Source organism: Variovorax sp. KBW07 (genome assembly GCF_003852515.1).
GTDB lineage: Bacteria > Pseudomonadota > Gammaproteobacteria > Burkholderiales > Burkholderiaceae_C > Variovorax.
The window spans coordinates 2,276-11,747 of record NZ_QAJK01000165.1; the positions used below are offsets into that span (position 1 = coordinate 2,276).

At 62.4% G+C, this 9,472-nt stretch carries 6 protein-coding genes and 1 pseudogene; all 7 read left to right on the forward strand.

The features are described from left to right. On the forward strand, positions 1-497 hold a 497-nt coding region (gene grpE, locus DBV14_RS29130), incomplete at its 5' end, for a nucleotide exchange factor GrpE (RefSeq protein ID WP_124464750.1). 128 nt (positions 498-625) lie between these two features. After that, positions 626-2,563: a molecular chaperone DnaK gene (gene dnaK / locus DBV14_RS29135; protein ID WP_124464740.1), complete on the forward strand. Its 1,938-nt coding sequence runs from the start codon at positions 626-628 to the stop codon at positions 2,561-2,563. 108 nt (positions 2,564-2,671) lie between these two features. Next, positions 2,672-3,811, forward strand: a complete 1,140-nt coding sequence (gene dnaJ / locus DBV14_RS29140) for a molecular chaperone DnaJ (protein ID WP_124464742.1) — start codon at positions 2,672-2,674, stop codon at positions 3,809-3,811. 46 nt (positions 3,812-3,857) lie between these two features. Then, positions 3,858-4,061 (forward strand): hypothetical protein, encoded by a 204-nt coding sequence (locus DBV14_RS29145; RefSeq protein ID WP_124464744.1) that lies wholly within the window; start codon positions 3,858-3,860, stop codon positions 4,059-4,061. 549 nt (positions 4,062-4,610) lie between these two features. Continuing rightward, entirely contained in the window at positions 4,611-6,533 is a 1,923-nt protein-coding gene (locus DBV14_RS29150) for a PrkA family serine protein kinase (protein WP_124464746.1), read from the forward strand. 49 nt (positions 6,534-6,582) lie between these two features. After that, positions 6,583-7,879 (forward strand): annotated as a pseudogene (locus tag DBV14_RS29155) (YeaH/YhbH family protein). After that, positions 7,876-9,414, forward strand: a complete 1,539-nt coding sequence (locus DBV14_RS29160; protein WP_124464748.1) for a SpoVR family protein — start codon at positions 7,876-7,878, stop codon at positions 9,412-9,414. The pseudogene DBV14_RS29155 and the gene DBV14_RS29160 overlap by 4 nt, the downstream one beginning before the upstream one ends. The last annotated feature ends 58 nt before the right edge of the window (positions 9,415-9,472 follow it).

The window sequence follows — 9,472 nt, forward strand, 5'->3', positions numbered from 1 at the left end:
CGCAAGCCGCCAACGAAGCCGAAGCGCTCGACGCGCTGGCCATCGCACAGGGCGAGCTGGCCGCGCTGCAAGCCAAGAACACCGAGCTTGCCGATCAGTACCTCCGCGCCCAGGCCGACGTGCAAAACGCCCGCCGCCGCGCCGACGACGAGATCACCAAGGCCCGCAAGTTCGCCGTCGAAGCATTCGCCGAAAGCCTGCTGCCGGTTACCGACAGCCTGGAAGCCGGCCTTGCCATCAAGGACGCCACGCCCGAGCAGATCCGCGAAGGCGCCGAAGCCACGCTGCGCCAGCTGAAGAGCGCGCTCGAACGCAACAAGGTGATCGAAGTGGCCCCCGCCCCCGGCGCCAAGTTCGATCCGCACCAGCACCAGGCCATCTCGGTGGTGCCCGCCGACCAGGAACCGAACACCGTGGTCAGCGTGCTCCAGAAGGGCTACACCATCAACGAGCGCGTGCTGCGCCCGGCGTTGGTCACGGTCAGCGCGCCGAAGTAAACGGCACGCGGCACTGCAACACGGCACACAAGATTTCCACAGGAAACCCCCGCTTCATCCCTTGAATCGCGCCGGGTTATCCACAAGTTCATAACAACATATTTTTCAGGCTTTCAGGAGTAAAGAACATGGCAAAGATCATCGGCATCGACCTCGGCACCACCAACTCGTGCGTGTCGATCATGGAAGGCAACACCACGCGTGTGATCGAGAACTCGGAAGGTGCGCGCACCACGCCGTCGATCGTCGCGTACCAGGAAGACGGTGAAGTCCTGGTCGGTGCCTCGGCCAAGCGCCAGGCCGTCACCAACCCCAAGAACACGCTGTACGCGATCAAGCGTCTGATCGGCCGCAAGTTCGAGGAAAAAGAAGTGCAGAAGGACATCGACCTGATGCCCTACACCATTGCCAAGGCCGACAACGGCGACGCATGGGTCGAAGTGCGCGGCAAGAAGATGGCCCCGCAACAGGTCAGCGCCGACATCCTGCGCAAGATGAAGAAGACCGCCGAAGACTATCTCGGCGAAACCATCACCGAAGCCGTGATCACGGTGCCGGCGTACTTCAACGACGCCCAGCGCCAGGCCACCAAGGACGCCGGCCGCATCGCGGGCCTCGATGTCAAGCGCATCATCAACGAACCCACCGCTGCAGCCCTGGCCTTCGGCCTGGACAAGCAGGACAAGGCCGACCGCAAGATCGCCGTGTATGACCTGGGCGGCGGTACCTTCGACGTGTCCATCATCGAAATCGCGGACGTCGACGGCGAGAAGCAGTTCGAAGTGCTGTCGACCAACGGCGACACCTTCCTGGGCGGCGAAGACTTCGACCAGCGCATCATCGACTACATCATTGCCGAGTTCAAAAAGGAACAGGGCGTCGACCTCAGCAAGGACGTGCTGGCACTGCAGCGCCTGAAGGAAGCCGCTGAAAAGGCAAAGATCGAACTGTCGAACAGCGCACAGACCGACATCAACCTGCCGTACATCACGGCCGATGCATCGGGTCCGAAGCACCTGAACATCAAGCTCACCCGCGCCAAGCTGGAAAGCCTGGTCGACGAGTTGGTCGAGCGCACCATCGCGCCTTGCCGCCTGGCCATCAAGGACGCCGGCATCAGCGTGAGCGACATCAACGACGTGATCCTGGTCGGCGGCATGACCCGCATGCCCAAGGTGCAGGAAAAGGTGAAGGCCTTCTTCGGCAAGGAACCGCGCAAGGACGTGAACCCCGACGAAGCCGTGGCCGTTGGCGCCGCCATTCAAGGCCAGGTGCTCTCGGGTGACCGCAAGGACGTGCTGCTGCTCGACGTGACCCCGCTGTCGCTGGGCATCGAGACCATGGGTGGCGTGATGACCAAGATGATCACGAAGAACACCACGATCCCGACGAAGTTCGCACAGACCTTCTCGACCGCCGAGGACAACCAGCCGGCCGTGACCATCAAGGTGTTCCAGGGCGAGCGCGACATCGCTTCGGGCAACAAGGCACTGGGCGAGTTCAACCTCGAAGGCATTCCGCCGGCATCGCGCGGCACGCCGCAGATCGAGGTGAGCTTCGACATCGACGCCAACGGCATCCTGCACGTCGGCGCGAAGGACAAGGGCACCGGCAAGGAAAACAAGATCACCATCAAGGCGAACTCGGGCTTGAGCGAAGACGAGATCCAGAAGATGGTGAAGGACGCCGAGCTCAACGCCGAAGACGACAAGAAGAAGCTCGAGATCGTGCAAGCCCGCAACCAGGGCGAAGCCATGGTCCACAGCGTGAAGAAGTCGCTGGGCGAACACGGTGCGAGCCTGGAAGCCGCCGAGAAGGAAGCGATCGAAGCCGCGATCAAGGACGTCGAGGAAGCCCTCAAGGGTGAAGACAAGGCCGTGATCGAGGAAAAGACCAACACGCTCATGACGGCAAGCCAGAAGCTCGGCGAGAAGATGTATGCCGAATCGCAGGCTGCCGCCGGCGCCTCGGCCGCCTCCGGCCCGGCTGGCGCGGAAGCTGCTGCGCATGCACAGGCCGACGACAACGTGGTCGACGCCGAAGTCAAGGAAGTCAAGAAGGGCTGATCTTCAGCCCCTTGAGCAAGGCTGGATCACCCGCAGGGGTGGTCCAGCCTTTCTCGCTTCAAGTTACCCGAGTTCCCGCTGCTTCCCTGATCTCCAGATCGACCTGCCATGGCCACCAAACGCGACTACTACGAAACCCTCGGCGTCCCCAAGAACGCGAGCGAGGAAGAAATCAAGAAGGCTTATCGCAAGCTCGCGATGAAGCACCACCCTGACCGCAACCACGGCGACACCAGCAAGGACGCCGAGGCCAAGTTCAAGGAGGTGAAGGAAGCCTACGAAATGCTGTCCGACGGCCAGAAGCGCGCGGCCTACGACCAGTACGGCCATGCCGGCGTCGACCCCAACATGCGCGGCGGCCCGGGTGCGGAAGGCTTCGGCGGTTTCGCGGAAGCCTTCGGCGACATCTTCGGCGACGTGTTCGGTGGTGCCCGCGGCGGCCGCACCAGCAGCGGGCGCCAGGTGTTCCGCGGCAGCGACCTGAGCTACGCCATGGAAGTCACGCTCGAGGAAGCGGCCGATGGCAAGGAAGCCCAGATCCGCATTCCCAGCTGGGACAACTGCGACACCTGCAAGGGCACGGGCGCCAAGCCCGGCACCAAGCCCATCACCTGCACAACCTGCCACGGCGCGGGTGCGGTGCAGATGCGCCAGGGCTTCTTCAGCGTGCAGCAGACCTGCCCCACCTGCCACGGCAGCGGCAAGATCGTTCCCGAGCCCTGCACCGTGTGCCACGGCCAGGGCAAGATCAAGAACAACAAGACGCTCGAGGTCAAGATCCCGGCCGGCATCGACGACGGCATGCGCATTCGCAGCACCGGCAACGGCGAGCCAGGCACCAACGGCGGCCCGCCGGGCGACCTGTACATCGAGATCCGCCTGAAGAAGCACGAGCTGTTCGAACGCGACGGCGACGACCTGCACTGCGTGGTGCCAGTGAGCGTGACCACGGCGGCGCTCGGCGGCGAGATCAACGTGCCCACGCTCAAGGGCGCGGCGGCCATCGACATTCCCGATGGCACGCAAAGCGGCAAGCAGTTCCGCCTGCGCGGCAAGGGCATCAAGGGCGTGCGCTCGAGCTACCCCGGCGACCTGTACTGCCACGTGCGCGTCGAGACGCCCGTCAAGCTCACCGAGCACCAGCGCAAGCTGCTGAAGGAGCTCGACGAGTCGCTCAAGAAGGGCGGCGACAAGCACAGCCCCACCGACAAGAGCTGGTTCGACAAGGCCAAAGAGTTCTTCAGCTGAAGATTGACGGGTGCAACTGGGCGACGAGTCGCAAGACATCACGCCCATGCGCACCAAGGACGTGCAAGCGCTGTTCCAAGGCCTGGACCCCGCAGCCATCCAGCTGCAGTGCGGCGATTCAGGCCCCTTCTTCGTCTGTCACGTGAAGCCGGGCACCCGGCTTGCGGCCAAAGACTTCACGTCGAACACCGGCTACTTCACGACGATCCCCGACTCCGGCCTCGTCGAAATGGTGCGCAAAGGCCGCTGAAGCGGCTTCAGGCACACGAAAGGTGCTTCGCGCACCTTCGCGGCACACGCTGACCGGCGTCCGCGTTCCTTTCCCACGCCAACACGCGCAAGCGCCTGCTCAAAAAGTGGCGCGGGGATTGCTTTTATATTTTTTTTCGATGTGCAATAAACCAAACGGCGGATCGCACGTTATTGAAGGAAGGTGGCCGTTTTATTGAGCCCTGAGGCTCAATAGGCGATGCTTTCCCGGCAAAAACCGAAAAGCGGCAGATGGCCATTCGGCATAGGTGTTTTCACCCGGAGAGAATTAGGAAAGCGAGCTTTTGAATTTACCCGAAATCTGAATAGTAGTTCCGCTTTTTTCGAGGAACTTTACTCGTCGGTGTGGTTCTGATTTAAGAAATGATTTGCCGGGTTCAATCTTTGCTTTATGCTGATTGTTAGCAGATTGTTGTAAGGGAGTTTTCCACCGCATGCAGCGGGGCGGGCACACCTTTTAAATGGCGCGCATTGCCTTTGCTGCAGGCCTCGGGGCCAAAAGCCCCACTGACCTGATGGAGGCGTGACCATGGATGTGATCAGCAACTTTGCCGCCCGCTACGAGCGCACTCGCGAGGAAGTCATCTCGCTGCAGGACTACCTCGACACCTGCAAACGCGATCCGACGGCCTACGCCACCGCCTCGGAGCGCATGCTCAAGGCCATTGGCGAGCCCCAGCTGGTCGACACCCGCAACGACCCCCGGCTTTCGCGCATCTTCGCCAACAAGGTCATCAAGATCTACCCGGCGTTCAAGGAGTTCTATGGCATGGAAGACGCCATAGAGCAGGTGGTGTCCTATTTCCGCCATGCCGCGCAAGGGCTGGAAGAAAAGAAGCAGATCCTTTACCTGCTGGGCCCCGTCGGCGGCGGCAAGAGCTCCATCGCCGAGCGCCTGAAGCAGCTCATGGAGCACGTGCCCTTCTACGCCATCCAGGGCTCGCCGGTGAACGAGTCGCCCCTGGGCCTGTTCGACACCACCGAAGACGGCGAGATACTTGAAAAGGAATACGGCATTCCCCGCCGCTACCTGAATCGCATTCTCTCGCCCTGGGCCGTCAAGCGGCTCGAGGAATACGGTGGCGACATCCGCCAGTTCAAGGTGGTCAAGCGCTACCCGTCGGTGCTGCGGCAGATCGCGGTCGCCAAGACCGAGCCCGGCGACGAGAACAACCAGGACATCTCCTCGCTGGTCGGCAAGGTCGACATCCGCAAGCTCGAAACCTACGCACAGGACGACCCCGACGCCTACGCCTACTCCGGTGGCCTGTGCCTGGCCAACCAGGGGCTGCTGGAGTTCGTGGAAATGTTCAAGGCGCCCATCAAGGTGCTGCACCCGCTGCTCACGGCCACGCAGGAAAGCAACTTCAAGGGCACCGAAGGCTTCGGAGCCATTCCGTTCGACGGCATCGTGCTGGCGCACAGCAACGAGAGCGAATGGAAGGCCTTCCGCAACAACAAGAACAACGAGGCTTTTCTCGACCGGATCTACATCGTCAAGGTGCCCTACTGCCTGCGCGCCTCGGAAGAAATCAAGATCTACGAGAAGCTGGTGCGCAACTCGTCGCTGGCCCAGGCCCCCTGCGCGCCCGGCACGCTGCGCATGATGGCCCAGCTCTCGGTGCTCACGCGCCTGAAGGAGCCCGAGAACTCCAGCACCTTCAGCAAGATGCAGGTGTACGACGGCGAGAGCCTGAAAGACACCGACCCCAAGGCCAAGTCGATCCAGGAGTACCGCGACTACGCGGGCGTCGACGAAGGCATGAGCGGCGTGTCGACGCGCTTTGCCTTCAAGATCATCTCGAAGGTCTTCAACTTCGACAGCTCCGAAGTCGCGGCCAACCCGGTGCACCTGATGTATGTGCTCGAGCAACAGATCGAGCGCGAGCAGTTCGCGCCCGAGATCGAGCAGAAGTACATCAGTTACATCAAGGAGCTGCTGGCGCCGCGCTATGCCGAGTTCATCGGCAAGGAAATCCAGACCGCGTACCTGGAGAGCTACAGCGAATACGGGCAGAACATCTTCGATCGCTACGTCACCTACGCCGACTACTGGATCCAGGACCAGGAGTTCCGCGACGTGGACACCGGCGAAGTGTTCGACCGGGCCTCGCTCAACGCCGAGCTCGAGAAGATCGAGCGGCCCGCGGGCATCGGCAACCCGAAGGACTTCCGCAACGAGATCGTCAACTTCGTGCTGCGCGCACGGGCCGGCAACGCGGGGCGCAACCCGGCATGGACCAGCTACGAAAAGCTGCGCGCGGTGATCGAGAAGAAGATGTTCTCCAACACCGAAGAGCTGCTGCCGGTGATCAGCTTCAACACCAAGAGCAGCGCCGACGAGCAGAAGAAGCACGAAGACTTCGTGACCCGCATGGTCGAGAAGGGCTATACGGCCAAGCAGGTTCGCCTGCTCTGCGAGTGGTACCTGCGCGTGCGCAAGAGTTCATAGCGACGAGCGTTCAATCGTTCTCTTCTTTGCAAGGAGCTTAGACACCATCGTGGCCATCCTGCAGCAGATCATCGACCGCCGGCTATCGGGCAAGAACAAGTCCATTGGCAACCGTGAGCGCTTTCTTCGGCGCTACAAGGGGCAGATCCAGGAAGCGGTAAGGCGCGCCGTCAGCGGCCGCAACATCCGCGAACTGGAGCAAGGCGAAGATGTGACCCTGCCGCGCCACGATGTGTCCGAACCGGTGTTCGGGCATGCGCGCGGCGGCGACCGCGAGTACGTGCATCCCGGCAACCAGGAATACCTGAAGGGCGACCGCATCAAGCGCCCCGAAGGCCAGGNNGGCCGGCGGCGGCTCCGGCAGCGGAGAGGCCGGCGACGGTGGCGAAGGAGAAGACGACTTCGTCTTTCGGCTCACGCGCGAAGAGTTCATGCGCGTGTTCTTCGACGACCTTGCCCTGCCCCACCTCATTCGCACCCAGATCGCCGATGTGCCCGAGTGGAAGAGCCACCGCGCCGGCTTCACCAGCGACGGCTCGCCCAACAACCTGCACGTGGTGCGCTCGATGCGCGGCGCGCTGGCCCGCCGCATCGCGCTCGGTGGCGAGCCGCGCAAGGAACTGAAGCGCCTCGAGGCCCACCTGCTTCATCTGCAGCAGCATCCGCAAGCCACCTCGGCGCTGGTCCAGAAAGAGATTCACGAAACCGAAGAGCGCATTGCCGAGTTGCGCCGCACCATGCGGCACGTGCCCTACATCGACCCCATCGACCTGCGCTACCGCAATCGCGTGAAGACGCCGGTGCCTAGCGCCAAGGCCGTGATGTTCTGCCTGATGGACGTGTCGGGCTCCATGGACGAGGCGCGCAAGGACATGGCCAAGCGCTTCTTCATGCTGCTGTACATGTTCCTCACGCGGCACTACGAGACCATCGACCTCGTGTTCCTGCGCCACCACACGCAGGCGCAGGAAGTGACCGAGGAAGAGTTCTTCCACGCCACCGAAACCGGCGGCACCGTGGTGTCGAGCGCGCTGGTGCTGATGGACGAGATCATCAAGGCGCGCTACCCCAGCGGCGAATGGAACGTGTACGGCGCGCAAGCCAGCGACGGCGACAACTGGCACCAGGACAGCGGCCGTTGCCGCGAGTTGCTGGTCAACGACATCCTGCCCGTGGTGCGCTACTACGCGTATGTGCAGGTGGCCGAGACCGAGCAGAACCTGTGGCAGGAGTACCAGCAGCTCGAAGGCGTGCAACCCAACTTCGCGATGCGCAAGGTGTCCGATGCGCAGGACATCTATCCGGTCTTTCGCGACCTGTTCAAGAAGGAAGGGGTCACCTCATGAACGCCGACCTCCCCGTGTCCGACCGTGTTCTGGAGCGCCTGCCCAGTCCTTCCGACTGGACCTTCGAACTGATCGAGACCTACCACACCGAAATTGCGAAGACCGCCAAGGGCTTCGGGCTCGACGTGTACCCGAACCAGCTCGAGGTGATCACGGCCGAGCAGATGATGGACGCCTACGCCAGCGTGGGCATGCCCATGATCTATCGCCACTGGTCGTACGGCAAGCAGTTCATCGCGACCGAGAAGAACTACAAGCGCGGCCACATGGGCCTGGCCTACGAGATCGTCATCAACTCTGACCCGTGCATCGCCTACCTGATGGAAGAAAACACCATGGCCATGCAGGCCCTGGTGATCGCGCACGCGGCCTACGGCCACAACAGTTTCTTCAAGGGCAACTACCTGTTCCGCATGTGGACCGATGCGTCGTCGATCATCGACTACCTGGTCTACGCGCGGCACTACATTGCCGAGTGCGAGGAGCGCCATGGCCTCGACGCGGTCGAGGAATTGCTCGACTCCTGCCATGCGCTGATGAACTACGGCGTCGACCGCTATCGCCGTCCGCAGAAGCGTTCGCTGGCGCAAGAAAGCGTGCAGCGCGCCGACCGCGAGCGCCACATGCAGCAGCAGGTGAACGACCTCTGGCGCACCTTGCCGCGCCGCAGCGAACAGGCGGCCGATTCGGATGCGACACGCCGCTTTCCGTCGGAACCTCAAGAAAACCTGCTCTATTTCATCGAGAAGAACGCCGCGCTGCTCGAGCCCTGGCAGCGCGAGGTGGTGCGCATCGTGCGCAAGATCGCCCAGTATTTCTATCCGCAGCGCCAGACGCAGGTCATGAACGAAGGCTGGGCCACGTTCTGGCACTACACGCTGCTCAACACGATGTACGAGCGCGGCCAGCTGGCCGATGGCTTCATGATGGAATGGCTGAGCTCGCACACGGGCGTGATCTTCCAGCCGCCGGTGGGCCACCGCGCCTACAGCGGCATCAACCCGTATGCGCTGGGCTTTGCGATGTTCACCGAGCTGCGGCGGGTGTGCGAAAAACCCACCGACGAAGACCGCCGCTGGTTCCCGGACTTTGCCGGCACCGACTGGGTGAAGACGCTCGACTACGCGATGCGAAATTTCAAGGATGAGAGCTTCATCGGCCAGTTCCTGAGCCCGAAGACGATGCGCGATTTCAGGCTGTTCTCGATTCGCGACCACCAGAGCGAATCCGAACTCGAGGTGTCGGCCATCCATGACGACAGCGGCTACCAGTCGCTGCGCGAATCTCTGTCACGCCAGTACGACATCAGCAGCCGCGAGCCGGACATCCAGGTATGGAACGTGGCCACGCGCGGCGACCGTTCGCTGACGTTGCGCCATACGCAGCGCAACAACCTGCCGCTGCACGACGGTGCGGAAGAAGTGCTGAAGCACGTCGCCCGGCTGTGGGGCTTCGACGTGCACCTCGAAAGCATCGACAGCGCGGGGCGCATCAGCCGCAGCTGGAAGGCTTCAGCGCCTAAGCAGCTCTACTGAAATCGCGGGTTCTTCGCTGCGTTCGGCTGGTGTTTGAGGCGCTGCTGTTCAGGGCGAC

Coding starts and splice junctions, on each gene's coding strand:
- dnaK (WP_124464740.1), top strand. CDS start 626: ATGGCAAAGATCATCGGCATCGACCTCGGCACCACCAACTCGTGCGTG.
- dnaJ (WP_124464742.1), top strand. CDS start 2,672: ATGGCCACCAAACGCGACTACTACGAAACCCTCGGCGTCCCCAAGAAC.
- DBV14_RS29145 (WP_124464744.1), top strand. CDS start 3,858: ATGCGCACCAAGGACGTGCAAGCGCTGTTCCAAGGCCTGGACCCCGCA.
- DBV14_RS29150 (WP_124464746.1), top strand. CDS start 4,611: ATGGATGTGATCAGCAACTTTGCCGCCCGCTACGAGCGCACTCGCGAG.
- DBV14_RS29160 (WP_124464748.1), top strand. CDS start 7,876: ATGAACGCCGACCTCCCCGTGTCCGACCGTGTTCTGGAGCGCCTGCCC.